This window comes from Kocuria tytonis (assembly GCF_003226895.2).
GTDB classification, from domain to species: domain Bacteria; phylum Actinomycetota; class Actinomycetes; order Actinomycetales; family Micrococcaceae; genus Kocuria; species Kocuria tytonis.
Map to the genome: position 1 here is coordinate 393605 of NZ_PNJG02000001.1, position 24479 is coordinate 418083.

Genomic DNA, 24479 nt, shown 5'->3' on the forward strand with positions numbered 1-24479 from the left:
GATGCCACTCACCTGACAGACCGAAGGGCGGCTCCCCGCGCGGGAGCCGCCCTTCGGTCTGTCCACCGGCACCGGGGGGCGACGCCGCCGACTCCCGTCCCGCAGGTGGGGCCCCTGCTTAGCGCGGCCGCGTCTCCCAGAACGCCACCGCGCTCGCGGCGGCCACGTTGAGCGAGTCCACCCCGTGGCTCATGGGGATCACCACGTGCCGGTCCGCGTGGTGCAGGGTGGCCGCGCCCAGGCCCTGGCCCTCGGTCCCCAGGATCAGGGCGAGCTTCTCGGGACGCTCGGCGGCCAGGGCGTCCACGGTCACGGCGTCCGTGCTCAGGGCCAGGGCCGCGGTGAGGAACCCGGCGTCCTTCACGCGCTGCAGGTCCGCGGTCCAGTGCTCCAGGCGCACCCAGGGGACCTGGAACACGGTCCCCATGGACACCCGCACCGCACGCCGGTACAGCGGGTCCGCGCAGCGCGGGGTGACCAGGACGGCGTCGACGTCCAGGGCCGCGGCCGAGCGGAAGATCGCGCCCACGTTGGTGTGGTCCACGATGTCCTCGAGGATCGCCACCCGCCGGGCGCTCGCGAGCACCGCTTCCAGGGGCAGCGGCTCCGGGCGGTGCATTGCCGCCATGGCCCCGCGGTGCAGGTGGAAGCCCGTGATCCGCTCCAGCACCTCGTCCGAGCCCACGTACACGGGGACGTCGAAGCGCTCCAGCACGTCGGTGAGTCCGTCCAGCCACTTCTCGGCCATGAAGAACGAGCGGGGCCGGTGCCCCGCGTCCAGGGCCCGGCGCAGCACCTTGGAGGACTCCGCGAGGTACAGCCCGCGCTCGGGTTCCAGCTTCCGGCGCAGGGACACGTCCGTGAGGCTCGTGTAGTCGGCCACGCGCGGATCGGCGGGGTCGGTGAGACGCACGACGCGCTCGGGTAGCGGAGCGGGTGAGGTCACGGGTCCTCCTGGGTCGTCGGGTCGGTGGGGTGGGGATCAGTACCGGCGCCCCACCGGTCCCCGTGGCCGGTGCGTGGGCGGCGGGCGGGTGGGCCCCCGTGTGCAGGCCGACGCGGCGCCGTTGCCGAGGTCCACGTCCCACCCGGCACGGCGGGTCGCCTCAGAACAGCTTGGAGACCATGTTCGCCAGGGCCACCAGTCCCAGGACCACGATCACGGTGCGCAGCACCACCGGGGACATCCGCTTGCCGATCTTCGCGCCCAGCCACGAACCCACGGTGGAGCTCAGGGCGATGAACAGCACCACCCACCAGTTGATCCGGTCGAAGGCGAGCAGCACGTAGGACAGGGCGGCCACGATGTTCACCGCGGCCACGAGCGCGTTCTTCACGGCGTTCGCGGACTGCAGCGGGGCCAGCAGGAACACGCCCAGCACACCCACGAGCAGCACGCCCTGCGCCGCCACGAAGTATCCCCCGTAGATCCCGGCCAGGAACACCAGCACGTACAGCACCGCGGGCTGCGGGGACCCGTCGGACTGCTGCGGTGCCGCCGTGCCCTCCTGCCCGGGGACGGCGGCGTCGGACGCCCGGGCCTGGCGCTCCTTGCGCTCGCGCACCGCGGCCTGCAGCCGGGGCTGGAACACCACGAACAGCAGCGCGACCACGATCAGGAAGGGCGCGGCGATCCCGAAGACCTCCTCGGGCAGGTGCAGCAGCAGCGCGGCACCAATGATCCCGCCCGCGATCGAGCACGGCAGCAGCTTGAGCATCGTGCGTCTGAGGCCGCGCAGCTCGCTGCGGTAGCTCCACGCACCGGTGAGATTGCCGGCGATCAGGCCCATCGCGTTGGACATGGACGCCGTGACCGGGGGTACGCCCAGGGTCACGAGCACGGGGAACGTCACCAGGGTGCCGGAGCCCACGATGGTGTTGATGGCACCGGCCCAGAGTCCGGCCAGCAGGATCAGGGCGACCTGCCACCACTCGAAGCCGGTGGCGCCGCCCACGTCCAGGAGCCCGGTGGGCAGGGCCGCGGAGAGATCGATCACGAGCGCGGCTCAGCGGGCGAAGGCCGCGTAGCGGTCGCCGACCTTGACGAGCTTCAGGGGCATGTCGAACGTCTCGGACAGGTTCTTCTGGGTCATCACCCGGCCCACGGGGCCCGCGGCCACGATCCGGCCCTCCCGCAGCAGCAACGCGTGGCTGAAGCCGTCCGGGACCTCCTCGAGGTGGTGGGTCACCATGACCATGGCCGGGGACGCCTCGTCCCGGGCGAGCTCGTCCAGACGCTGCACGAGCTTCTCGCGGCCGCCCACGTCCAGACCGGCGGCGGGCTCGTCCAGCAGCAGCAGCTCCGGATCCGTCATCAGGGCACGGGCGATCAGCACCCGCTTGCGCTCACCCTCGGACAGGGTGCCGTACCTGCGGTCCCGCAGCGTGGCGAGGCCCCACGCGGTGAGCAGCTCCTCCGCGCGCTGGACGTCGGCGTCGTCGTACTCCTCGCGCCAGCGCCCGGTGACCCCGTAGGCCGCGGTGAGGATCACGTCCGCCACGGACTCCGCGTGCGGGATCTGACCCGCGAGCGGGGCGGAGCTCACGCCGATCCGCGGACGCAGCTCGAACACGTCCACCGCACCCAGGATCTCGTCCAGGATGTCCACCATGCCGCGGGTGGGGTGCAGCCGGGCCGCCGCGATCGACAGCAGGGTGGACTTCCCCGCACCGTTGGGGCCCAGGATCACCCAGCGCTCGCCGTCCTGCACGGTCCAGTTCACGGCGTCCAGCAGCGTTTTCTCTCCGCGGACCACCGTGACGTCAACCAATTCAAGAACTGAGCTCATGACGGCAACTCTAGTGCCCCGGACCAGCCGCTCAGCGGTCCGGCGCACCGGGTGCGGACTTCGCGGGTATGAGATCTCCGCCGGGGGCACCGTCGGGTCCGCGCTGGGTCACCACCGGGTCCTCGCCGCGAGGGACGGGCACGGCGCGCAGGGTGGGCGTGCCGTCCGGTCACAGCCCCACGAAGAAGCGCAGCGCGTCCAGGTTGGGGATGTTCAGCTGCGTGTCCGCGATCTCGCGCAGCGCCGGCTTGGCACGGTATGCCACGGACAGTCCCGCGGCGCGGACCATGTCGATGTCGTTGGCACCGTCGCCCACGACCATCACGTCCTCCGGGGCCACGTCCAGCTCCCGGGCCCACTGCCCCAAGAGCTCCGCCTTCACCGCGCGGTCCACGACCTGCCCGGTGACCCGGCCCGTGAGCCGCCCGTCCACCACCTCGAGGGTGTTGGCGGCCATCCGCGTGAGCTCCAGGGTCGCGGCCAGCGGTTCCAGCACCTGCCGGAACCCCCCGGAGACCGCGGCCACGGCGTGCCCCTCGCGCAGCAGCGTCTGCACGAGCGTCTGGGCACCCGGGGAGAGCCGCACGGCCCTGGCGACGTCGCCGATCACGGTCTCGGGCAGGCCCTCCAGCACGGCCACGCGCTCCCGCAGGGACCGCTCGAAGTCGATCTCCCCGCGCATCGCACGCTCCGTCACCGCGGCCACCTCCGCCTCGCGCCCCGCGTGGGCGGCCAGCAGCTCGATGACCTCCTGACGGATGAGCGTGGAGTCCACGTCCGTGACCACGAGCTTCCTGCGGGAGTGCTCCGTCCAGCGGGCGTCCACCACGTTCAGATCCATGCCGGGCACCAGCTGCCGGTGCGGGTCCGGGCGCAGCGCGGTGCGCAGCCGCTGCGGGTCCTCGGTCTCCACGTGCACGGTCAGGGCGTTGTACCCCTCCACGTCCGCCGCGCGGTCGTCGGAGGCGGTCCCCGTGACGCGCACCCAGTTGTGGGAGCCGACGACGCCGCCCGCGTCCGTCACGAGGTCCAGGACGGCCTGCGTGGCGTCCTCGTCCGGGGACACGGCGAAAGCGACGACGGCACAGTGTTGGGGCATGGCCGCAGTGTATCGGCCACCCCGCGGGGCGCACAAAGACCGCCCGACGGCTCGCGGGTCCACCGCCAGGACCCGCGCCGACGATCGGGTGCCCGCATGCACGTTTCCGGTGGCCGCTTGGATAGGGTGGGACCGTCATAAAGTGGTGGACGTATGTGTTGCGGTCCTCCCGGCCGCTTCCCCCGGCAGTGGAGAGGTTGATTCCGTGCGGACGAGCAGCGACGTCGTGGCGGCCCGGAAGCATGAGGCCGGCCACCTCGCTCGTGAGGCACTCGCCCGGCGGGCGCACGCGGGGGATCGCAACCTCACGAAGCGGCTGGCGGATCTCGAGAGCAACCGTTCCGATGGATGGCCCAGGAGCGCGGACACGGTCACCTGCGTGAGAACCCCGCCGAGTGTCCCCACAGACCGAGTGAACCCGACATCCCAAGGAGATTCATGAACAACGACCGCAACACCCCTGCGCCGAAAGGACGGATGAGCCGACGCACCGCGCTGATCGTCGCGGGGGCACTCGTGCTCGTCATCGTCTTGTTCTTCATCATCAGGAGTGCCATCACGCTCTCCACGATCCCCACCCCGGACGAGACTCCTCGCGAGGGGACCGTCTCCCCGAGCAGCAGCTCCTCCCCCTGAGCTCCCCCTGAGCCGACGCGTCGCGGCGGCCGCGGCAGGGTCTGCGCCCACGACAAAGGCCCCGGTGTCAACACCGGGGCCTTTCTCCTGCCCCTGACCAGGGGCCCTATTGTGCGCGAGGGGGGACTTGAACCCCCACCCTCTAATACGAGGACTAGCACCTCAAGCTAGCGCGTCTGCCTATTCCGCCACCCGCGCAGGTGTATCGAACCCTGCGGTTCCTCCTGAGATCAACCGCCATGGCCCGTGGCAACGACAAGAAACCTACCACAGTTGCGTGGGCCGTTCGAACCGGCTGCGGGTGCCGCCCCACGGAGCGTGCCGTGCGACGTCGCCCGCGTGCCGGTGCCCGGCGCCACGAGAGCTACTTGCCGCCCTGGGACAGGAAGTCCTCCGCGCCGCCCACGAGCTCCACGTGACCGGTCGCCACGTCCGCGGTGACCATCCGGGCGATCTCCCGCGCGAACTCGTTGACCGTGTAGAGCTTCCCGGCGGCCGCGCGGCGCTCGTCCAGGGCTCCGGGGCGGGCACGGTTGAGCAGCGTGGCGGTCACGGTGCCCTCGATCATGTCCGCGGAGACCACCACGAAGCTCACGCCCTTCTCGGCGAGCTCCGGAACGCGTGCGGTGAGGGTGTCCTCGCCGGCGCGCTTGGACCGGGCCACGGCCTCGTACTCGGACATGGTCTCCACCTCGTTGATGAAGTGGGCCTGGTGGCTCGTGACGAACACCACGCGGCCGCCCTCGGGAAGCACCTGCAGCGCCTCGGTGAGGGTGTCGTTCTGGGCATCCCGGTTGAGCTTGAGCGCGTAGCCCTCCCCCAGCTCCGTCTCCATGCCACCGGAAGCGTTGAGAATGAGCACGTCCACTCCGCCGAACTCGGAGACGGCGGCCTGGAACAGTCCACGGCGGGACTCGGCGTCCGTGATGTCCGCCTGGACCGCGATGGCCCGCCCACCGGCCTCCGTGATCTCCTTGACCACCTTGTTGGCCCGGGGAGCCTTCTGGCGGTAGTTGATCACCACACTGGCACCCTCGCCGGCGAGGATCTTGGCGGTGTCCGCGCCCACCCCTCGCGATGATCCCGTGATGACCACGGTCTTGCCGGCAACTGAACTCATGCGGTAACTCCTTCGAGGGTGCGATTGCGGAACACGGGGTGGGAGGTCAGTGACCCACTCCCAGTCCACCGTCCACGGGGATGATAGCGCCGGAGACGTATCCGGCGGCGTCGGAGGCCAGGTACTGCACGGCCGCCGCGACCTCCTGGGTCCGGCCGAAGCGGTGCGCGGGGATCATGGAGAGGTAGTTGTCCGTGACGTCCTCGGGCAGCTGCTCCGTCATGGCGGTGGTGATGTACCCGGGGGCCACCACGTTCGCGGTGACACCGCGGGAACCGAGCTCACGGGTGATTGCGCGCGCCATCCCGATCAGGCCGGCCTTCGACGCCGCATAGTTCGTCTGACCGGGCGCACCGGTGTAGCCCACCACGGAGGAGATGAAGATCACACGACCGCGCTTCAGGCGCATGAACCCCTTGGTGGCACGCTGGACCACGCGGAACGCCCCGGTGAGGTTGGTGTCGACGACGTCCTGGAAGTCCGCCTCCTTCATGCGCACCAGCAGCGCGTCCTTGGTGATGCCGGCGTTCGCCACGAGCACCTCCACGGGACCGAACATCGCCTCGACCTCCTTGAACGCGGCGTCCACGGAGGCGGAGTCGGTGACGTCCGCCCGCACGGTGTGGGCGCCCTCGGGCCCGTCGTCGCCGGAGCGCGAGGTGACCACCACGTTGTCCCCCGCGGCCACGAACGTCTCGGCGATGGCGCGGCCGATGCCGCGGTTGCCTCCCGTGACGAGCACGGTGCGTGCGGCTGAGCGTTGTTCAGACATGGTGGAACCTTCCGTGGAGGGCGGGCGCGGTGGGGCATCGCGTCCGGTGATCGGGACGTCACAGCATCCTAACCGGCACCCGATCTGCAGGCTCCCCCCCCACTTGGGGCCGGCCCACAACGGTGCCACAATGGTCAGCACGCTCCCTTTCAGTGACGGCAGCGTGAATTCTCGGGGAAGACCCCCAGGACACTCGCCGAAGGACCGGTTCCCATCACACGTTCCCAGCACCAGACGCACGACTCCACCGAGGTGCACTCCATCACCTCGGCGGCGGATCCGCACACCACGGACATGGCGCACCGCATGAAGATCTACTCCGCCCAGATGGCGCTGCGCGTGGTGTGCATCATCGGTGTGGTTCTCATCGACAACCTCTGGGTGCGCATCCTGCTGATCCTCGGCGCGGCCCTGCTCCCATGGTTCGCGGTCATGCTCGCCAACCGCGGCGCGGACCGCTCCGAGCGCACCGCTTCCGTCTACCGCCCGCCCACGCTCACGGAGCTGCCCACCGCGGCGGAGACGCAGGACCGCCCGGTGGACCCGGAGTCCGTGGTCATGGACGCGGAGTACACGGTGCACAGCGGGCCCCGCGCACTGCCCGCACCGCGTCCCACGGCCACGCGCCGGAACTAGCACGGCACCACACCCCGCACCCCCAGAGCTCACCGCACAATCCCGGGAGGAACATCACACGGTGGAATTCGATCTGCTCGGCTCACTGGACCCCCAGGGTCCCCCGCACTCCGCCGACGCCGCCGCCTCCCCCGACGCGGGCACCGCACCGCCCGCGGTGTGCTCCCGACGCGGCTGCCGCGCTCCCGCGCGGTGGAGCCTCGCGTGGAACAACCCCCGGATCCACACCCCCGCACGCCGCAAGACGTGGCTCGCGTGCGACGAGCACCGGGAGCACCTCGCGGACTTCCTGGGCCAGCGCGGGTTCCTGAAGTCCGTGGACCGGTTCCGGGACATGCCCGCGCGGAAGGACACCTCCGGCGGGGCAACACCCGTGCCCGACGCCGTCGCACACGCCGCGACCCTCGGAACACCCGACGACACCTCACGGGGCTCGTGCGATGCCGCGCCCCACGGAACCGGCGACGCGCCCGGCGCGAGCGGCGCCGCGGGCGGCGTCGGTCCCGCGGGGACGGAACGGTGGCCGCGATGAAGAAGTACAGGTTCCTGGGCTCCCCCGCGTGGATCGGCTGGTTCCTGCTGGCCTGCGCCGCGGCCGTGGTGTGCCTCTACCTCGCGCAGTGGCAGATGTCCCGCAACGACCACCTGGTGGCGGAGAACGCCAAGATCACCGGCAACTACGACGCCCCCGCCTACCGGGAGTCCGAGGGCCTGCCGCTGTTCGAGCACTACGACGACGCCAGGACCTGGCACCCCGTGGAGCTGCGGGGAACGTACATGCCCGAGGACACGGTGCTGATCCGCAACCGCCCGCACGACGGCCGGGTGGGCTACGACGTCCTGGTGCCGCTGCGCACGAACGACGGCACGGTGGTGGCCGTGGACCGCGGCTGGATCCCCACGGACAACTCCGCCAACGGGATGCCCTCCGAGGTCCCCGCGCCACCCGCGGGAACGGTGACCGTGACCGCGCGGCTGAAGCCCTCCGAGGGCATCGTGGACCGCGGCGCCCCCGAGGGGCAGGCGGCGTCGATCGACCTGCCGGCCCTCACGGACCGGTGGGGGGAGCAGCTGGCCACGGGGGGCTACGGCGAACTGTTGTCCGAGGACCCCGCCGCCGCGAGCACCCCGCAGGCCGGTGAACGGCCCGAGGTGGCGTACGGCCCGCACCTGTCCTACTCCATGCAGTGGTACGCCTTCGCGGTGCTGGTGTTCGTGGCCTACGCCTACTCCGCTCGTCAGCACGTGAAGAACGAGGAGTGGGACCGCGCCTACGCCGCGGAGGTGGAGCGCCGGCTCGCGCGCTACTACGACGCCGAGGGCAACTACATCGGGGACATGGACGAGTCCCTCGTGATCCGCCAGCTGCAGATGGCCGACGACATGCCCGCGCACCTGAAGTCCCTCTACCGCCCCAAGCGCACGCGGGCCTCCTCCGCGCCGAGCAACGAGGACGAGGAGGACGCCCTGCTGGACGCCCTCGAGGCCCAGCACCGATCGTGACCCGGGCCGCACCGGCCCGCACCCGTGACGAAGGAGTCGCCGTGAAGATCACCGCCGCCGTACTCGACGAGATCGGCCTGCCCCGGCCGTACGCCGAATCCCGCCCGCTGTCCGTCCAGGAGCTCGAGCTCGCCGGTCCCGGACCGGGCGAACTGCTGATCCGGGTGCGGGCGGCCGGTGTCTGCCACTCGGACCTCTCGGTGGTGGACGGCAACCGGCCGCGTCCCATGCCCATGGTGCTGGGCCACGAGGCCTCGGGGATCGTGGAGCAGGTGGGCGAGGGCGTCACGGACGTGGCCCCCGGCGACCAGGTGACCACCGTGTTCCTGCCCCGCTGCGAGCAGTGCGAGAACTGCGCCACGGACGGCAAGCTGCCGTGCGCCCCGGGCACCGAGACCAACAACGCGGGCCTGCTGCCCGGTTCCACCCTGCGGCTGCACCGCGGCGGGCAGGACGTCCACCACCACGTGGGCGTCTCGGGTTTCGCCTCCCACGCGGTGGTGAACCGGCAGTCCGTGGTGCCCGTGGGTGCGGACGTCCCCCCGGAGATCGCGGCCGTGGTGGGGTGCGCGGTGCTCACGGGTGGCGGCGCGGTGATCAACGCCGGGCGCCCCGCGGACGGGGACACGGTGCTGGTCGTGGGCCTGGGCGGTGTGGGCATGGCGGCCCTGCTGACCGCGCTGTCCCTCGAGAAGGGGCCGGTCATCGGAGTGGACGCCAATCCCGAGAAACTGACCCGCGCCACGGAGCTCGGGGCCGCGCAGGTCTACACCCCCGAGGAACTCGCGGAGAACGGGGTGAGGGCGGCCGTGGTGATCGAGGCCGCGGGTCACCCGAAGGCGTTCGAGACGGCGGTCGCGGCCACCGCGCCCGGTGGCACCACGGTCACGGTGGGCCTGCCCTCCCCCGAGGCGCGCTCCACCATCGCGCCCCTGGGACTCACGGCGGAGGCCCGCACGATCGTGGGCTCCTACCTGGGCTCCGCCGTGCCCGCGCGAGACATCCCCGTGTACCTGCAGCTGTGGCGGGAGGGGAAGCTTCCCATCGCGGAGCTGATCTCCGAGCGGGTGTCCCTGTCCGAGATCAACGAGAGCTTCGACCGGCTCGCGGACGGCCGTGCCGTGCGCCAGGTCATCCTGTTCGAGGACTGAGGGCCCCGCCCGCACCCGCTCGCCCGGCGAGTGGCGGTCGCCCGTGCTGCAGCGGTCGAGACGCACGGCGGGGCCGCGCGAGCCGGCGCACGGGAGGTCAGTCACCCGGCGGCGTCGTGCGCCCGCGTCAGGCGAGGCTGATCAGGTCCTGGTACTCCTGGCTCCACAGGTCCTCCACACCGTCCGGGAGCATGACCACGCGCTCGGGCTCGAGTGCCTCCACCGCGCCCTCGTCGTGGGAGACGAGCACCACGGCGCCCTCGTACGTGCGCAGCGCGTTGAGGATCTCGCGGCGGGAGGCCGGGTCCAGGTTGTTGGTGGGCTCGTCCAGCAGCAGCACGTTGGCCGACGACGCCACGAGGGTGGCCAGCGCCAGTCGCGTCTTCTCGCCACCGGAGAGCACGGCGGCGGGCTTGTCCACGTCGTCGCCCTGGAACAGGAACGAGCCGAGGATGGTGCGCACCTGGGTGTCCACGAGCTCGGGAGCGGCGGACTTCATGTTCTCCAGGACGGTGCGCTCGGTGTCCAGGGTGTCGTGCTCCTGCGCGAAGTAGCCCAGCTTCAGCCCGTGACCCGCGAGCACCTCACCGGTGTCCGGCTCCGCCTGGCCCGCGAGCATGCGCAGCAGCGTGGTCTTGCCGGCGCCGTTGAGCCCCAGCACCACCACGCGGGAGCCGCGGTCGATCGCGAGGTCCACGTCCGTGAAGATCTCCAGGGAGCCGTAGGACTTGGACAGGCCCTTGGCGGTGAGCGGCGTCTTGCCGCAGTCCGCGGGCTTGGGGAAGCGGATGGCCGCCACCTTGTCCTGCACGCGCTCGCCCTCGATGCCCGCCATCAGGCGCTCCGCGCGGCGGATCATCTGCTGGGCGGCCACGGCCTTGGTGGCCTTGGCGCGCATCTTGTTGGCCTGGTCCATGAGCACGCCGGCCTTCTTCTCGGCGTTGGCGCGTTCCCGCTTGCGGCGCGCCTGGTCCTGCTCGCGCTGCTGGATGTAGTTCTTCCACGTCATGTTGTAGACGTCCACCACGCAGCGGTTGGCGTCCAGGTACAGCACCTTGTTGACCACCATCTCCATGAGCTCCACGTCGTGGGAGATCATCAGCAGCCCGCCCTGGAAGCCGCGCAGGAACTCGCGCAGCCACACGATCGAGTCGTGGTCCAGGTGGTTGGTGGGCTCGTCCAGGAGCATGGTGTCCGCGTCCGCGAAGAGGATCCGTGCCAGCTCCACGCGGCGGCGCTGACCACCGGAGAGGGTGTGCAGCGGCTGCTCCAGCACGCGCGGCGGGAGGTTGAGGTTGTTGGTGATCGTCGCGGCCTCGGACTCGGCGGCGTAGCCGCCACCGGCCAGGAACTCGGACTCCAGCCGGTCGTAGCGGCGCATGGCCTTGGCGCGGACGGCGTCGTCCTCCGAGGCCATCTCCTCCTCGGTGCGGCGGAGCTTGCTGATCACCCCGGCCAGGTTGCGGGCGGAGAGGATCCGGTCCCGGGCCAGCTGGTTCATGTCGTCCACCTTGGGATCCTGCGGGAGGTAGCCGATGGTTCCCGAGCGCGTGACCTCACCCGCCGCGGGCAGCGTGAGCCCCGCGAGCACCTTGGTCATGGTGGTCTTGCCGGCGCCGTTGCGGCCCACCAGGCCCACCTTGTCGCCCTTGTCCACCCGGAAGTTCACCTCGTCCATGAGAAGACGCGCTCCGGCGCGCAGTTCGAGGTCCGTGACGGTGATCAACGGTGCAAGGCCTTTCGTGGGGAGGATCAGACGGGTGCGGGTCCGCGGCGCGGGCCACGGCCATCGTCCCGGCAGCGGTCCGGCGCGCGGACGACGCCGCCGCGCTCGCGGGACGAGCGGTGGCCGCGCGGGTGCGGGCAACCGCTCCATCTTATCCGCCCGCGCAAATCCGCCGGCCCGCATCCCGGCCGCGCCGGGGCGGCGCGCACCGGCCACTAGACTGCAGCCCATGACAGCACCCGCTCGCACCTCCCGCTCCGTGTCCTCGTTCGACCTCGCCAACATCGCCGTGTTCGCCGCCCTGACCTGTGTGCTGGCCCTGGCGCCGGCCGTCCCGGTGGGTCCGCTCGGTGTGCCCATCACGCTGCAGACCCTCGCCGTGTTCCTGACGGGCATGGTCCTGGGCGGCTGGCGGGCGTTCCTGGCGCTGCTGCTGTACGTGGTCGTGGGGCTGCTGGGCGTTCCGGTGTTCGCGGGCTTCACGGGCGGACCCGCGGTGCTCGCCGGGCCGTCTGCGGGCTACCTGCTGTCCTTCCCGTTCGCCGCGGCCCTGGTGGGCTGGCTCGCGCACCGCAGCGTGCGGACCGAGCGCGTCCGACGCCGCGGGGGATCCTCCGCCGCCGTCCCGGAACGCAGCGGTGGTCTCGCCGTGAAGCTCTTCCTCGCCGGTCTGGCCGGTCTGCTCCTCTCCCACGTGGTGGGCATCGCGGGCATGATGGTCAACGCCGGTCTGGCGCCGGGTGCCGCTCTGCTCACGGATCTGGCGTTCGTCCCCGGCGACCTGATCAAGGCCCTCGTGGCGGCGCTGATCGCCGTGGCCGTGCACCGTGCGTTCCCGCGCATGGCCGGGGCGGTCCTCTGAGTGCCCGGTGTGCCGAGTCCCGGACCCGGTGAGTCCCTGTACTGCGCGGACGTGACGGTGGCCGTGGCGGGTCCCCTCGGGCCGGTGACGGTCCTGGACCGCGTGAGCTGCGAGTTCACCGCCCCGCGCACCGCGGTGATCGGGCTCAACGGTTCCGGCAAGTCCACCCTGCTGCGCCTGTTCAACGCCCTGGTCACCCCCGTGTCCGGGGTGGTGCGCACGGGCAGCGTGGACCCCGTGGCCTTCCCCCGCGACGCCCGGGCGCGGGTGGGCTTCGTGTTCACGGATCCCGCGTCCCAGATCCTGATGCCCACGCCGCTCGAGGACATCGAGCTCTCCCTGCGGGGCCGCATCCGAGACCGTGCGCAGCGCACGGAGCGGGCCATGGGGTGGTTGCGCCGCCTGGGACTGCAGGAGCGGGCCCACCACAGCGTCTTCGACCTCTCCGGTGGTGAGCGGCAGCTGGTGGCACTGGCCGCCGTGCTGGCCGTGGAGCCCACGGTGCTCGTCCTGGACGAGCCCACCACCCTCCTGGACCTGCGCAACCGACTGCGGCTGCGTGAGCTGCTGGACGCACTGCCGCAGCAGCAGCTCATCAGCACCCACGACCTCGACCTTGCGGCCACCGCCCAGCACGTCGCCGTGGTCCACGAGTCCCGGATCATCGCGCAGGGCCCCCCGGAGGACGTGATTCCCCGCTACCGGGACTGGTGCGCCCACGGCTTCCCGGAGCAGCACGCGTGAGCGGAGCCGGGCACGTGCAGGGACCCGGGCCCATGAGTGACGGTGTGCCCGTCCGCCACGAACCGGTCTCGGGTGCCCGGGGCCCCGGGGTCGGCTCGCGCACCCGGCTGCGCCGCACGTCACCGACCCGCCGCGACGACCTGCTGGGCACCTACGTCCCGGGCACCTCGCCGCTGCACCGCTGTCGCCTGTGGCTCAAGGCCGTGCTCGTGCTGGGGGTCTGCCTCACCGTCATGACGCTGCGCACCTGGCCCGTGTCCCTCGCGGTGCTCGGTGCCACCGCCGTGGTCTCCCTGGCCTGCGGCCTGGGACTGCGCCGCTGGGCGTCCGCACTGCGTCCCCTGCGGTTCCTCGTGCTGCTGCTGGCCGGCTACCACCTGGTGGCCACGGGCCCGGCGCGCGCCGCGGACGTGGTGCTGTCCCTGCTGGCGGTGGTGGCGCTGACCCGGCTGCTGCTGAGCACCACCGCCCTGCCCCGGCTCATCGACGGACTCGTGTGGCTGTGCGCCCCGCTGCGGGTCGTGGGCGTGGACCCGGAGCGCGTCGGACTGGCGGTGTCACTCATGATCCGCTCCGTCCCGTGGCTGTTCGGCGTGCTGTCCTCCCTGCGCGACGCCGCCGCCGCCCGCACCGTGCGCCCGCGCCCCGCACAGCTGGTGACCCCCGCGGTGATCGCCACCGTGGACTACGCCCACCGCACCGGGGAGGCGCTCGCCGCCCGCGGGCTGGAGTAGCGTCCCTCCGCCGCGCCTCGGGCCCGCGCACCCACGCCCGAGACACCCGGTACCCCCGGGGGCCCTATGCTTCCTCCATGAGCTTCAACGACAACTCACAGCTGGACGCCGGGCGGGTCGGTTCGGGAGGCGGTGGCGGCCGGGGCATCGCCGTGGGTGGCGGGCTGGGCGGCGTCGTCATCCTGCTGCTCGCGGGACTGTTCTTCGGGCAGGACGGTATCGACGCCGTGACCGGCGGGTCCCAGCAGCAGACGGACACCACGCAGCAGGTGGACTCCGGGCTGGCGGACCGCTGCCGCACCGGGGCGGACGCGAACTCGGACCCGAAGTGCCGCATGGTGGCCACGGTGCAGTCCCTGGACCAGTTCTGGGGTGGGTACTACCCGGAGGTCGCGGGTGCCAAGTACACCCTGCCGGAGGTCAAGCTGTTCACCGGCACGGACAACACCTCGTGCGGCCAGGCGTCCTCGGCCACTGGGCCGTTCTACTGCCCGCCGGACTCCACGGTGTACCTGGACACCGGGTTCTTCGACGAGATGCGCAGCCAGTTCGGCGCGGACGCCGACGCCCTGGCACAGGAGTACGTGATGGCGCACGAGGTGGGCCACCACGTGCAGGACCTCCAGGGCACCCTGGGCCGCGCCCAGCAGGACCCCCACGGGGCCACGTCCGGCGCGGTGCGCACCGAGCTGCAGGCGGACTGCTACGCGGGCATGTGGGCCCACCACGCCACGGAGTCCGGCGGGGCGGTGCAGCTACAGCCCATCACCCGGGTGCAGCTCTCCGACGCCATCGAGGCCGCCGGTGCGATCGGCGACGACCGGATCCAGGAGTCCACACGGGGCCGCGCCAACCCGGAGTCCTTCACGCACGGCACGTCCGCGCAGCGCCAGGCGTGGTTCCTCACCGGGTACCAGACCGGCGACATCCGGGCGTGCAACACGTTCGGCGCCTCCAACCTGGACCGCCCCGCGGCGCTGCGGTAGTCCGAGACCCGCCACCATCCGGGACCCGCCGTCACACGTCCGCCACGCCCGGTGGGCACCGGGCGCGGCGGAGATCGTCCCCGGGCGGCCGCCCGGGGTGGGCACCGTGGTCCGCGGTCGGCGCGGGCCGGGGGGGGTCGATGCCGCCAGCGGTCCGCTACCCGTGGTGCGCTAACCGAGCCGTGCGCTCTGCGGCCGGGGCAGCCACGGGGCGTGCATCGCGTGGGGACCCAGATCCGCCACGGACCCGGCCCCCATGAGCAGCATGGTGGTGCGGATCTGCGCCTCCAGCAGCTCGATCACCCGCGTGACGCCCTCCTCCCCTCCGGCCATGAGCCCGTACAGGTAGGCACGTCCGATCAGCGTGAAGTCCGCGCCGGCGCACAGCGCGGCCACCACGTCCGTGCCGGACATGATCCCGGAGTCCAGGATCAGGGGCACGTCCGGACCCACCTCGTCCCGGATCTCGGGCAGCGCCGACAGTGAGACTGGCGCCCGGTCCAGCTGTCGGCCGCCGTGGTTCGAGACCACCAGGCCGTCCGCGCCCACGCTCATCGCCCGGCGGGCGTCGTCGCGCGTGAGCACGCCCTTCACGAACAGCTGCCCGTCCCAGTTCTCCCGGATCCACGCCAGGTGGTCCAGGTTCAGCCCCGGGTCGAACATGGTGGAGATCAGATTCGGCAGGGAGCCGGAGGTGTCCGAGAGGGACGCGAACTTCAACGAGTCCGTGGTCAGGAAGTTGAACCACCACTCGGGCCGGTAGGACGCGTCCAGCACGGTCCTGAGCGTGAGCCGCGGCGGGATGGTCATGCCGTTGCGCGTGTCGCGCAGCCGCTGCCCGGGAACGGGGGTGTCCACGGTGACCAGCAGCGTGGTCATCCCCGCGGCCCTCGCCCGCTGCAGCAGGTCCAGGGAGGCCGCGTGCTCGCGCCAGAGGTAGAGCTGAAACCAGCGAGTGGCGCCCGGTGCGGCGTCGCGGACCTCCTCGATGGACCGGGTGCCCATGGTGGACAGCGAGAACGGGATTCCCGCGCGCTCGGCGGCGCGCACTCCCCCGATCTCACCCTCCGAGTGCATGAACCGCGTGAAGCCCGTGGGGGCGATGCCGAAGGGCAGGGCGCTGCGGACACCGGCGATCTCCGTGCCCAGGTCCGCGGTGTCCGTGCCGTGCAGGATCCGGGGCAGCAGCTCCACGGACTCGAAGGCCTCCCGGCTGCGCCGGTACGTCAGCTCCAGCCCCGCGGCGCCGTCCACGTAGTCGAACGCGGGGCGGGGTGTGCGACGCCGCGCGATCCGCCGCAGCGCCTCGACGTCCGCGGCCCTGGCCAGGCGCGCCGCGCGGCGGTCCGGGTTGAAGGACCCGAACTGCATCAGCGGTCGGAGTTCGGACAGTTGCGGCAGATGGCGTTTCATGGGTCCTCCCGGTGTCGGCGTGGGGGCAAACTACCACGGGCCCGCGCGTGGCGGCGCGAGGCCGCGCGGCGGCACCCGGGGGCGGCGTCCGGGCCGACCACCGGGGGCGCGGTTCCGGCAACGCGCCGTCGTGTCCCGCGCGGGGACGGGAAACGGCACGGCACCGACCGCGGGGGTCGGTGCCGTGCCGTTCAGCCGGTGCGGGAACGAACCGTCAGATGTTGAAGCCCAGGGCCCGCATCTGGTCCCGGCCGTCCTCCGTGATCCGCTCCGGACCCCACGGGGGCATCCAGATCCAGTTCACGAACCACTCGTCCACGGCGGGCGCCAGGTTCTGGGCCACCTGCTCCTCGATGACGTCCTGCAGCGGGCACGCCGCCGTGGTGAGCGTCATGTCCAGGCGCAGGGATGCGTCCTCCTGGTACTCCAGGCCGTAGAGCAGCCCCAGGTCCACGATGTTCACGCCGAGCTCGGGGTCGATCACGTTCTTCAGCAGATCCGTGACCTCCTCGACCGAGGCCTGGCCCTTGGGACCGCTGGTCTGCGCCGCGGCGGTGCCGGTGGAATCGCTCATGGCGACCTCCTCAGAGATGGTGTGCGGAACGGGTCACTTGGCGGCGGCCCGGACGTAGCGGTCGTAGCCCTCGTCCTCCAGGCGGTCCGCCAGCTCCGAACCACCCTGGTCCACCACGCGGCCGTCCGAGAACACGTGCACGAACTGCGGCGTGATGTAGCGCAGGATGCGCGTGTAGTGGGTGATCAGCATGATGCCCGTGTTGTCCTCCTGCAGGGCACGGTTCACACCCTCGGAGACGATCTTCAGGGCGTCCACGTCCAGACCGGAGTCCGTCTCGTCCAGCAGCGCGATCTTCGGCTTGAGCATCTCGAGCTGCAGGATCTCGTGGCGCTTCTTCTCACCACCGGAGAAGCCCTCGTTGACGTTGCGCTGGAGCATGTCGTTGTCGATCTTGAGCTTGTCCATGGCGGAGCGGACGTCCTTGGTCCACGTGCGCAGGGAGGGCGCCTCGCCGTCGATCGCGGTCTTGGCGGAGCGCAGGAAGTTGGAGGTGGTCACTCCGGGGATCTCCACCGGGTACTGCATCGCCAGGAAGAGGCCGGCGCGGGCGCGCTCGTCCACGGACATGGCCAGGACGTCCTGACCGTCCAGGGTCACGGAGCCGGAGTCCACCTGGTACTTGGGGTGACCTGCGATCGTGGAGGCCAGCGTGGACTTGCCCGAGCCGTTGGGGCCCATGATCGCGTGCACCTCACCGGAGTTGATGGTCAGGTCCACGCCCTTGAGGATGGGCTTGGTGGACTCGTCGTCCAGGATGACGGACGCGTGGAGGTCCTTGATCTCCAGAGTTGACATGAAGTGTTTCTCCTTGGGTCTCGTGGGCACCGGCCCGCTCTGGGGCGCGGTGCGGAATTCTCGGGTGGGGCGACGGCGCTCGGCCGGCTCAGTTCTCGGTGCGGGCGAGCTCGTCCTCCAGGGACGCGCGCAGCTGCTCCTCGAGGGCCTCGACGCCCACCTGCTGGATGATCTCGAACAGGAACCCGCGGACCACCAGGCGGCGGGCCTGGTCCTCCGGGATGCCGCGCGACATCAGGTAGTACAGGTGCTCGTCGTCCAGCTGGCCCGTGGTGGAGGCGTGACCGGCACCGGCGATCAGGCCGGTCTCGATCTCGAGGTTCGGCACGGAGTCCATGCGCGGACCGTCGTTGAGGATCAGGTTCCGGTTGAGCTCGTACGTGTCCGTGCCCTCGGCCTCGGCGCGGATCAGGACGTCGCCCACCCACACACCGTGGGCGTTCTCGCCCTGCAGCGCGGACTTGTAGTTCACGCGGGACCGGCAGCGCGGCACGGAGTGGTCCACAAACAGCCGGGACTCCAGGTGCTGGCCGTCGTCCACGAACGTGAGACCGTACATCGCCACGTCACCGCCGGGAGCGGTGAAGCGGGTGGACGGGGTCACGCGCACCAGGTCCCCGCCCAGGCTCACGAGCACGTGCTTGAACGTGGCGTCGCGGCCCAGCTTGGCCTGCTGGGAGGAGGCATGCACGGAGTCGTCGGTCCACTCCTGCAGCGAGACCACGGTGAGGTTCGCGCCGTCGCCCACCGAGAACTCCACGTTCTGGGAGAGCACGGCGGTGCCCACGTGGCGCAGCACCACGAGCGCCTTGGAGTTGGTCCCGGCGTCCACCACCACGTGCTGGGCCGCGGGCTCCTCCGACTCCCCCGTGAAGGTCACGATCACGGGCTCGGCCACCTGGGCGTCGCGCGGGATCGAAATCACGGTGGCCTCGCGGAACGCGGACCACGCGTTGGCGGAGACCCGGTCCTCGGGGATGCCGGCCGAGCCCACGCGGGAGTCGTCGCGGCCCACGGAGGTGACCTCCACGGCGTCGTCACCGGAGACGGAGACGGCGGGCGCGGGGCCCTGCAGCGCGGCGTCATCGAGCCCGCGAAGCCGCTTGACGGGCGTGAAGCGCCAGTCCTCCAGCTTGGGGCTCAGCGGCGGGAAGTCCGCCACGTCGTAGGACGTGAAGCGCCCGGCGCGGGAGGAGTCGGGCACACCGGAGACGTCACCGTGCTCGGTGTGCCGGATCTCGGGCTCACCGGCCTGGTTGCGACCCTCCTGGAGGGTCTCACCCTCCTGGCTCATGCCCGGGATGGCCACGCGGTCCTCACCGGTGGGCACCCCGTTCACCTGCTCGTCGGCGTCCTGTGTGTCACGGGCGGTCTGATCGGTGGTGGACATATCAGCCAACGGATCCTTCCATTTGCAGTTCGATGAGACGGTTCAGCTCCAGGGCGTACTCCATGGGCAGCTCACGGGCGATCGGCTCCACGAAGCCGCGCACGATCATCGCCATGGCCTCCTCCTCCGGCATGCCGCGCTGCATCAGGTAGAACAGCTGCTCCTCGGACACGCGCGAGACGGTGGCCTCGTGACCCATGGTGACGTCGTCCTCGCGGATGTCCACGTACGGGTACGTGTCCGAGCGGGAGACGGTGTCCACCAGCAGGGCGTCGCACACCACGTTGGACTTGGAGTGGGTGGCGCCCTCACGGACCTGCACCAGGCCGCGGTAGGCGGAGCGCCCGCCGTTGCGTGCCACGGACTTGGAGACGATCGAGGAGGACGTGTTCGGGGCGATGTGCACCATCTTGGAACCGGTGTCCTGATGCTGGCCCTCACCCGCGAACGCGATGGACAGCGTCTCGCCGCGGGCGTGCTCGCCGGTCATGTAGACCGCCGGGTACTTCTGGGTGACCTTGGAGCCGATGTTGCCGTCCACCCACTCCATGGTGGCGCCCTCGTGGGCGATGGCGCGCTTGGTCACCAGGTTGTACACGTTGTTGGACCAGTTCTGGATGGTCGTGTAGCGCACGCGGGCGTTCTTCTTGCAGATGATCTCCACCACGGCGGAGTGCAGCGAGTCCGTCTTGTAGATCGGCGCGGTGCAGCCCTCGATGTAGTGGACGTAGGAGTCCTCGTCCGCGATGATCAGGGTGCGCTCGAACTGACCCATGTTCTCGGTGTTGATGCGGAAGTACGCCTGCAGCGGGATGTCCACGTGCACGCCCTTGGGGACGTACACGAACGAGCCGCCGGACCACACGGCCGTGTTCAGCGCGGCGAACTTGTTGTCGCCCACGGGGATCACGGTGCCGAAGTACTCCTCGAAGAACTCGGGGTGCTCCTTCAGGGCGGTGTCCGTGTCCATGAAGATCACGCCCTGGGCCTCGAGGTCCTCGCGGAGCTGGTGGTAGACCACCTCGGACTCGTACTGCGCGGCCACGCCGGCCACCAGACGGTTGCGCTCGGCCTCGGGGATGCCCAGCTTCTCGTACGTGTTGCGGATGTCCTCCGGCAGCTCCTCCCAGGAGCCGGCCTGCTGCTCGGTGGAGCGCACGAAGTACTTGATGTTGTCGAAGTCGATCCCGGACAGGTCCGCGCCCCACGTGGGCATGGGCTTGCGGTCGAAGAACTTCAGGCCCTTCAGACGCAGCTGCGTCATCCAGTCCGGCTCGCTCTTCTTGACCGAGATGTCCCGGACCACTTCCTCGTTCACGCCGCGGCGCGCGGACGCACCGGCGTCGTTCTTGTCGGACCAGCCGTACTGGTACTGGCCGATCCCCTCGAGCTCCGGGTTCATCTCCAGGATCTCGGAAATCGTGGTGTCACCTGTCATGCTGCCCGCGGTGTCCGCGGGCACGATGCGCTCGGTCATGACAACCCTCCCTGTCGTGCGGTTGTGTGGTTGGTGGAGTGTGTGGAGCCCGCCGTGCGTAGCTGCAGCGGGACGTGTGTGGTGCAGACGTGGGCGCCGGCCGCCATGGTTGACAGCCTGCGGACATCCACGTCCAGCAGCTCGGAGATCAGCGCGGTCTCCTGCTCGCAGAACTCGGGGTGCTCGTTCGCGATCTCCTGGATGGGGCAGTGCCCCTGGCACAGCTGCGCGGAGCGCAGGGTCACGCCCTTGGGGCCCCGCGGCGTCACGGTGGTGTGGGACGCCACGAAGCCGTCGCGGCTCATGGCCGCGGTGAGGGCGTTCAGGCGGTCGTCGACGTCGGGCCCGGCCGCCTCGACCTGCGGGCGGTAGCGTTCGCGCAGCCTGCCGATCTCGTCCGCGACGAACGCGCTGACGAGGTCCTCGCCACCCACGCGCTGCATGGTCTCGAGGGCGCGCTGCGCGAGACCGAGGTAGTCGTGGCCCAGCTGCTCGTGGCCGCCCGGTGCCACCACGTACCGACGGGCCGGTCGGCCGGCACCCGAGGGGGCGCTGCGGACCATCGAGACCTCGACGATCTGCTCCGCCTCCAGGGCGTCCAGGTGGCGGCGGACGGCGGCGGGCGTCAGGCCCAGGTCCTTCGCGATCTGGGCCGCGGAGATCGGGCCGTGGGCGAGCACCAGCGAGAGCACCCGCGAGCGGGTGGTGTCATCCTGGTCCGTGCGGACCGCGCTGGTGCGGTCCGTGGCAGGTGAACTCATGCTCAGTGCAACATCCTTCGGAGGAGAGTGCGTGTGGTTCTCGCACGCGGTTCCGGTGGTCCCGCGCACGGTGTTCCCCGTGGCGATCGGCCTCGGGAGGGCACGCATTACATAACGAGGGTATGTGGTAATCCATTCCCGGCCAAACGACCCCCGGTGCCGATCCTCCCCCGGGTTCCGGGGAACGGGGACGCCGGGCCGCACGGCCCCCACACCCTCCCCTGGGAGCCGGCTGACAGGTGTGCGCCGTGGCACCGCGTGCGCCGGCGGCGCGTTCTAGACTGTCGGGGTGCCGACGCAGCCCGAACACACCACACGCCCCGCCGCCCCGCCCGACGCGGGCACCGCGGCACTGCGCATCTCCGATCTCGTCAAGACCTTCGAGGGGCGCGGCGAGCCCGTCCACGCGGTCCGCGGACTGAGCATGGCGGCGCACGCCGGGCGGATCACCGCGCTGCTGGGGGCCAACGGCGCCGGCAAGTCCACCACGCTGCAGTGCGCCCAGGGGCTGCAGCAGCCCACCGCGGGCTCCGTGCGGCTGCTGGGCGCCGATCCCTGGCGCGCCGCTCCCGACCTACGGGCGCGGGTGGGCGTGATGCTGCAGGACGGCGGACTCCCCCAGGCGGTGCGTCCCGGTGAGCTGCTGCGCCACGTGAGCCGGCTCTACGCGGACCCGGTGCCCGCGCCGGAGCTCATGGACGTGCTGGGCATCGGGTCCTTCGCCCACACCCCGGTGCGGAGGCTGTCCGGCGGGCAGAAGCAGCGCGTGGCCCTGGCCGCCGCTCTCGTGGGCCGCCCCGAGGTGCTCTTCCTGGACGAGCCCTCGGCCGGTCTGGACCCGCGCTCACGCCACCTCGTCTTCGAACTGGTGCAGCGGCTGCGGGACCGGGGCACGTGCATCATCCTCACCACGCACCTCATGGACGACGCCGCCCGGCTGGCCGACTACGTCTACATCCTCGACCGCGGCACCGTGGCCGCGCAGGGCACGGTGGCCGAGCTGGTGAGCGCGCAGCGGGACGCGCCCCTCGTCATGACCGTGACCCTGGCCCCCGAGCACGCCGCCGCACTGCGTGCCGACCCACCGTGGCGCACACCCCGGTTCCACGACATCGCCTGGACCGTCAAGGACCGCACCGTGACACTCACCGGACCCCTGGACGCCGGGCACGTCCGTGAGATCACGGCGTGGGCCACCCGCAACGAGACCCTGCCGGAGGCGCTGAGCGTGCAACCCCGATCACTGGAGGACGTCTTCCTGGATGTCTCCGGGAGGGACCTCCCGTGACCGCCACGAACCCGACCCCCGAGACACCCGGGCCCACCCGGCCACGTCGTGCGGCGCCCCTGACCCGCCGCGTGCTGGCACAGGCGCGGTTCGAGACCATGACCATGGTGCGCAACGGGGAGCAGCTGCTGCTGCTGGTCATCCTGCCCGTCCTCGCGCTCGTGGCGCTGACCGCGACCGACCTGCTGGACGGCTTCCGGACGGCCGGCGCCTCCCGCGCGGACGTGGCCGTCCCGGGGATCCTCGTGCTGTGCGTGCTCTCCAACGCGTTCTCCGGTCAGGGCATCCAGACCGGGTTCGACCGCCGCTACGGCGTGCTGCGGTACCTCTCCACCACGCCGCTGGGCCGCGCGGGGCTCATCGCGGGCAAGCTCCTCGCCATCCTGGCGGTGCTGGCGGTGCAGTACCTCATCGTCGCAGTCGTGGCACTGTGGCTGGGGTGGCACCCCTCAGCGCCCGCCGTCCTGGGCTCGATCCCCCTGCTCGTCCTGGTGGCGCTCACGTTCACCGGTCTGGGCCTGCTCATCGCCGGCACACTGCGCGCGGAGGCCACCCTGGCGGTGCTCAACGTGGTGTGGGTGGCGCTCGCGGCCGGCGGCGGCGTGATCTTCCCCGCCTCGTCGCTGCCCGCGTGGCTCTCGTGGCTCGTGTCCTGGCTGCCCTCCTCCGCCGCCGGGGAGGCCCTGCGGGCGTGCTTCCTGCACGGCACCGTGGACGCGCCCGCCCTCGTGGTCCTCGCGGTGTGGGCGGTCCTCAGCTGGGCCGCGACGCTGCGCTGGTTCAAGTGGGTATGATCACCGTCCGGGCGCGGAACTCCCCGGCGGGGTGCGCCTCCGCGGCGCTACACTTGTCCTGACGACCCGTTCCGACTGCCCCTGGATGCCCCGCCATGACTGAAGTCGCTCCCCTCACCGCCACCGAGTCCTTCTGGCGGCCCCGCACCGTGACCCCCTGGGTGCGCAACCTCGCGGTGGCCTCCCTGCTGGCAAACACCCTGCTCGTCTTCACGGGTGGTCTCGTGCGGTTGACCGGTTCCGGCCTGGGCTGCCCCACGTGGCCCCGCTGCACCGCGGAGTCCTGGACCAACACCCAGGAAATGGGCATGCACGGCGTCATCGAGTTCGGCAACCGGCTGCTCACGTTCGTGCTGGCGGTCGTGGCCGTCCTCACCTTCCTGTCCGTCCTGCGGCTGCGGCACGAGCACCCCAAGCTGCTCCGGCTCGGCCTCTACCTCCTGCTGGGCATCCCCGTGCAGGCCGTGGTGGGCGGCGTCCTGGTGCACCTGGACCTGCACCCCCTGCTGGTGGGCATGCACTACTTCCTCTCGGCCATCATGATCTCTCTCTCCACCCTGCTGGTGCTCAACACGCGGCGCGAGGGGCTGTCCGCCGTGGCCCACGACCAGCGACCGGGTCAGCTGCACGACCGCGCGGGGCTGGTGCGCACCCTCGCCGTCGTCACGGGGGTGCTGACCGCGGTCATCCTGTACCTGGGCACCCTCGTCACGGGCACCGGACCCCACGCCGGGGACCAGGACAGCGCCCGTCTCGCGTTCAACTCGGTGGACATCGCCCGTGCCCATGCGGTCCCCGTGTACCTGCTCACCTTCACGGTGGTCACGGGCATCGTGCTGTGCACGCTCAAGGGCGTGCCGCGGGTGCTGCGCAACGCCTACGCCATCATGGCCGTGGTGATCCTCGCGCAGGGTGCCGTGGGGTACTACCAGTACCTCCACCAGGTGCCCGTGCCCGCGGTGTCCCTGCACATGGTGCTCTCCGCCGCACTGATCTGGGCCGCCACGCGGGTGGTGTCCATAAGCTTCTACCTCGCCGCGGACCACCACGAGCACGCGGCCCCCGTGGACCTCGGCCCCTCACGGACCGCGGCCCCGAGGGACGCGCAGCCCGTGCGCTGACGTCCGTCCGGGAGCGCCGCCGCCCGTCCTTTTCTGCGCCACGCGGGAGCGGCGCCCGCCACGCGATCGCTTTCGTCACGGCACTCAAGGGTTGGAGACGTGGCG

Annotated in this window: 25 protein-coding genes and 1 tRNA gene; 12 read left to right on the forward strand and 14 right to left on the reverse strand. The window is 71.3% G+C overall.

Features of this window, described 5'->3' with window-relative positions; all coding sequences use genetic code 11:
* Positions 1–118 precede the first annotated feature (118 nt).
* The 4 genes from C1C97_RS01795 to serB form a co-directional block, all read right to left on the reverse strand.
* On the reverse strand, positions 119–946 hold the full coding sequence (locus C1C97_RS01795) for a TrmH family RNA methyltransferase (RefSeq protein WP_121029823.1): 828 nt from the start codon (positions 944–946) through the stop codon (positions 119–121).
* Between the two features lie 160 nt (positions 947–1106).
* On the reverse strand, positions 1107–1997 hold the full coding sequence (locus C1C97_RS01800) for a sulfite exporter TauE/SafE family protein (RefSeq protein ID WP_121029824.1): 891 nt from the start codon (positions 1995–1997) through the stop codon (positions 1107–1109).
* Between the two features lie 9 nt (positions 1998–2006).
* Positions 2007–2789, reverse strand: coding sequence for an ABC transporter ATP-binding protein (locus tag C1C97_RS01805; protein ID WP_110920419.1), 783 nt, complete (start codon positions 2787–2789; stop codon positions 2007–2009).
* Positions 2790–2958: 169 nt separating this feature from the next.
* Positions 2959–3888: a phosphoserine phosphatase SerB gene (gene serB / locus C1C97_RS01810; RefSeq protein ID WP_110920420.1), complete on the reverse strand. Its 930-nt coding sequence runs from the start codon at positions 3886–3888 to the stop codon at positions 2959–2961.
* A 477-nt stretch (positions 3889–4365) separates the two neighbouring features.
* Between serB and C1C97_RS12295 the strand changes: the two genes are divergently transcribed.
* Positions 4366–4524: a hypothetical protein gene (locus tag C1C97_RS12295; protein WP_158591118.1), complete on the forward strand. Its 159-nt coding sequence runs from the start codon at positions 4366–4368 to the stop codon at positions 4522–4524.
* Between the two features lie 112 nt (positions 4525–4636).
* Here C1C97_RS12295 and C1C97_RS01815 read toward each other — a convergent pair.
* The 3 genes from C1C97_RS01815 to fabG form a co-directional block, all read right to left on the reverse strand.
* A tRNA-Leu gene (locus C1C97_RS01815) sits at positions 4637–4722 on the reverse strand.
* 166 nt (positions 4723–4888) lie between these two features.
* On the reverse strand, positions 4889–5644 hold the full coding sequence (locus tag C1C97_RS01820) for an SDR family oxidoreductase (protein ID WP_121029825.1): 756 nt from the start codon (positions 5642–5644) through the stop codon (positions 4889–4891).
* A gap of 46 nt (positions 5645–5690) precedes the next feature.
* Positions 5691–6416 (reverse strand): 3-oxoacyl-ACP reductase FabG, encoded by a 726-nt coding sequence (gene fabG / locus C1C97_RS01825; RefSeq protein ID WP_121029826.1) that lies wholly within the window; start codon positions 6414–6416, stop codon positions 5691–5693.
* Between the two features lie 252 nt (positions 6417–6668).
* On the opposite strand from fabG, the gene C1C97_RS01830 reads away from it, so the two are divergent.
* The 4 genes from C1C97_RS01830 to C1C97_RS01845 all read left to right on the forward strand — a co-directional run bounded on the left by C1C97_RS01830 (position 6669) and on the right by C1C97_RS01845 (position 9706).
* Complete coding sequence (locus C1C97_RS01830; RefSeq protein WP_233542658.1) at positions 6669–7052, forward strand: DUF3099 domain-containing protein; 384 nt, start codon at positions 6669–6671, stop codon at positions 7050–7052.
* Positions 7053–7113: 61 nt separating this feature from the next.
* The gene (locus C1C97_RS12690) at positions 7114–7584 is read left to right on the forward strand and encodes a hypothetical protein (RefSeq protein ID WP_325048931.1); all 471 of its coding nucleotides are present in this window, start codon (positions 7114–7116) and stop codon (positions 7582–7584) included.
* A complete protein-coding gene (locus C1C97_RS01840; protein WP_121030481.1) occupies positions 7581–8555 on the forward strand; it encodes an SURF1 family cytochrome oxidase biogenesis protein in 975 nt (324 codons plus the stop codon). The genes C1C97_RS12690 and C1C97_RS01840 overlap by 4 nt, the downstream gene beginning before the upstream one ends.
* A gap of 41 nt (positions 8556–8596) precedes the next feature.
* Entirely contained in the window at positions 8597–9706 is a 1110-nt protein-coding gene (locus C1C97_RS01845) for an alcohol dehydrogenase catalytic domain-containing protein (protein WP_121029828.1), read from the forward strand.
* Positions 9707–9833: 127 nt separating this feature from the next.
* Here C1C97_RS01845 and C1C97_RS01850 read toward each other — a convergent pair whose 3' ends face one another.
* Positions 9834–11432, reverse strand: coding sequence for an ABC-F family ATP-binding cassette domain-containing protein (locus C1C97_RS01850; protein ID WP_121029829.1), 1599 nt, complete (start codon positions 11430–11432; stop codon positions 9834–9836).
* Positions 11433–11661: 229 nt separating this feature from the next.
* Between C1C97_RS01850 and C1C97_RS01855 the strand changes: the two genes are divergently transcribed.
* The 4 genes from C1C97_RS01855 to ypfJ all read left to right on the forward strand — a co-directional run bounded on the left by C1C97_RS01855 (position 11662) and on the right by ypfJ (position 14758).
* Positions 11662–12294, forward strand: a complete 633-nt coding sequence (locus C1C97_RS01855) for a biotin transporter BioY (protein WP_110920426.1) — start codon at positions 11662–11664, stop codon at positions 12292–12294.
* Positions 12295–13038, forward strand: coding sequence for an energy-coupling factor ABC transporter ATP-binding protein (locus C1C97_RS01860; RefSeq protein ID WP_121029830.1), 744 nt, complete (start codon positions 12295–12297; stop codon positions 13036–13038). It abuts the gene before it with no gap.
* A gap of 32 nt (positions 13039–13070) precedes the next feature.
* On the forward strand, positions 13071–13772 hold the full coding sequence (locus tag C1C97_RS01865; RefSeq protein ID WP_110920429.1) for an energy-coupling factor transporter transmembrane component T family protein: 702 nt from the start codon (positions 13071–13073) through the stop codon (positions 13770–13772).
* Between the two features lie 77 nt (positions 13773–13849).
* The gene (gene ypfJ / locus C1C97_RS01870) at positions 13850–14758 is read left to right on the forward strand and encodes a KPN_02809 family neutral zinc metallopeptidase (RefSeq protein WP_121029831.1); all 909 of its coding nucleotides are present in this window, start codon (positions 13850–13852) and stop codon (positions 14756–14758) included.
* Between the two features lie 171 nt (positions 14759–14929).
* Here the strand turns inward: ypfJ and C1C97_RS01875 are convergent, their stop codons facing one another.
* The 6 genes from C1C97_RS01875 to C1C97_RS01900 all read right to left on the reverse strand — a co-directional run bounded on the left by C1C97_RS01875 (position 14930) and on the right by C1C97_RS01900 (position 21279).
* On the reverse strand, positions 14930–16171 hold the full coding sequence (locus C1C97_RS01875; RefSeq protein WP_121029832.1) for an alpha-hydroxy acid oxidase: 1242 nt from the start codon (positions 16169–16171) through the stop codon (positions 14930–14932).
* Between the two features lie 214 nt (positions 16172–16385).
* Positions 16386–16745, reverse strand: a complete 360-nt coding sequence (locus C1C97_RS01880) for a metal-sulfur cluster assembly factor (RefSeq protein WP_110919018.1) — start codon at positions 16743–16745, stop codon at positions 16386–16388.
* Positions 16746–16778: 33 nt separating this feature from the next.
* On the reverse strand, positions 16779–17543 hold the full coding sequence (gene sufC / locus C1C97_RS01885) for a Fe-S cluster assembly ATPase SufC (protein WP_110919017.1): 765 nt from the start codon (positions 17541–17543) through the stop codon (positions 16779–16781).
* 88 nt (positions 17544–17631) lie between these two features.
* A complete protein-coding gene (gene sufD, locus C1C97_RS01890) occupies positions 17632–18933 on the reverse strand; it encodes a Fe-S cluster assembly protein SufD (RefSeq protein WP_121029833.1) in 1302 nt (433 codons plus the stop codon).
* A gap of 1 nt (position 18934) precedes the next feature.
* Positions 18935–20410, reverse strand: coding sequence for a Fe-S cluster assembly protein SufB (gene sufB, locus C1C97_RS01895; RefSeq protein ID WP_121029834.1), 1476 nt, complete (start codon positions 20408–20410; stop codon positions 18935–18937).
* Entirely contained in the window at positions 20407–21279 is an 873-nt protein-coding gene (locus C1C97_RS01900; protein WP_325048932.1) for a helix-turn-helix transcriptional regulator, read from the reverse strand. The genes sufB and C1C97_RS01900 overlap by 4 nt, the downstream gene beginning before the upstream one ends.
* 181 nt (positions 21280–21460) lie before the next feature.
* On the opposite strand from C1C97_RS01900, the gene C1C97_RS01905 reads away from it, so the two are divergent.
* The 3 genes from C1C97_RS01905 (at position 21461) to C1C97_RS01915 (ending at position 24374) form a co-directional block, all read left to right on the forward strand.
* The gene (locus C1C97_RS01905) at positions 21461–22459 is read left to right on the forward strand and encodes an ABC transporter ATP-binding protein (protein WP_110919013.1); all 999 of its coding nucleotides are present in this window, start codon (positions 21461–21463) and stop codon (positions 22457–22459) included.
* On the forward strand, positions 22456–23253 hold the full coding sequence (locus C1C97_RS01910; RefSeq protein WP_233542660.1) for an ABC transporter permease: 798 nt from the start codon (positions 22456–22458) through the stop codon (positions 23251–23253). The genes C1C97_RS01905 and C1C97_RS01910 overlap by 4 nt, the downstream gene beginning before the upstream one ends.
* Before the next feature lie 95 nt (positions 23254–23348).
* A complete protein-coding gene (locus C1C97_RS01915) occupies positions 23349–24374 on the forward strand; it encodes a COX15/CtaA family protein (RefSeq protein ID WP_121029836.1) in 1026 nt (341 codons plus the stop codon).
* Positions 24375–24479 lie beyond the last annotated feature (105 nt).

Bases quoted from the DNA above. Each gene is read 5' to 3' on its own strand.
- C1C97_RS01865 (WP_110920429.1), top strand. From the start codon at position 13,071: ATGAGTGACGGTGTGCCCGTCCGCCACGAACCGGTCTCGGGTGCCCGG.
- C1C97_RS01840 (WP_121030481.1), top strand. From the start codon at position 7,581: ATGAAGAAGTACAGGTTCCTGGGCTCCCCCGCGTGGATCGGCTGGTTC.
- C1C97_RS01880 (WP_110919018.1), bottom strand. From the start codon at position 16,745: ATGAGCGATTCCACCGGCACCGCCGCGGCGCAGACCAGCGGTCCCAAG.
- C1C97_RS01875 (WP_121029832.1), bottom strand. From the start codon at position 16,171: ATGAAACGCCATCTGCCGCAACTGTCCGAACTCCGACCGCTGATGCAG.
- C1C97_RS12295 (WP_158591118.1), top strand. From the start codon at position 4,366: ATGAGCCGACGCACCGCGCTGATCGTCGCGGGGGCACTCGTGCTCGTC.
- C1C97_RS01805 (WP_110920419.1), bottom strand. From the start codon at position 2,789: ATGAGCTCAGTTCTTGAATTGGTTGACGTCACGGTGGTCCGCGGAGAG.
- C1C97_RS01855 (WP_110920426.1), top strand. From the start codon at position 11,662: ATGACAGCACCCGCTCGCACCTCCCGCTCCGTGTCCTCGTTCGACCTC.
- sufD (WP_121029833.1), bottom strand. From the start codon at position 18,933: ATGTCCACCACCGATCAGACCGCCCGTGACACACAGGACGCCGACGAG.
- serB (WP_110920420.1), bottom strand. From the start codon at position 3,888: ATGCCCCAACACTGTGCCGTCGTCGCTTTCGCCGTGTCCCCGGACGAG.
- C1C97_RS01900 (WP_325048932.1), bottom strand. From the start codon at position 21,279: ATGCGTGCCCTCCCGAGGCCGATCGCCACGGGGAACACCGTGCGCGGG.
- sufB (WP_121029834.1), bottom strand. From the start codon at position 20,410: ATGACCGAGCGCATCGTGCCCGCGGACACCGCGGGCAGCATGACAGGT.
- C1C97_RS01915 (WP_121029836.1), top strand. From the start codon at position 23,349: ATGACTGAAGTCGCTCCCCTCACCGCCACCGAGTCCTTCTGGCGGCCC.
- C1C97_RS01820 (WP_121029825.1), bottom strand. From the start codon at position 5,644: ATGAGTTCAGTTGCCGGCAAGACCGTGGTCATCACGGGATCATCGCGA.
- sufC (WP_110919017.1), bottom strand. From the start codon at position 17,543: ATGTCAACTCTGGAGATCAAGGACCTCCACGCGTCCGTCATCCTGGAC.
- fabG (WP_121029826.1), bottom strand. From the start codon at position 6,416: ATGTCTGAACAACGCTCAGCCGCACGCACCGTGCTCGTCACGGGAGGC.
- ypfJ (WP_121029831.1), top strand. From the start codon at position 13,850: ATGAGCTTCAACGACAACTCACAGCTGGACGCCGGGCGGGTCGGTTCG.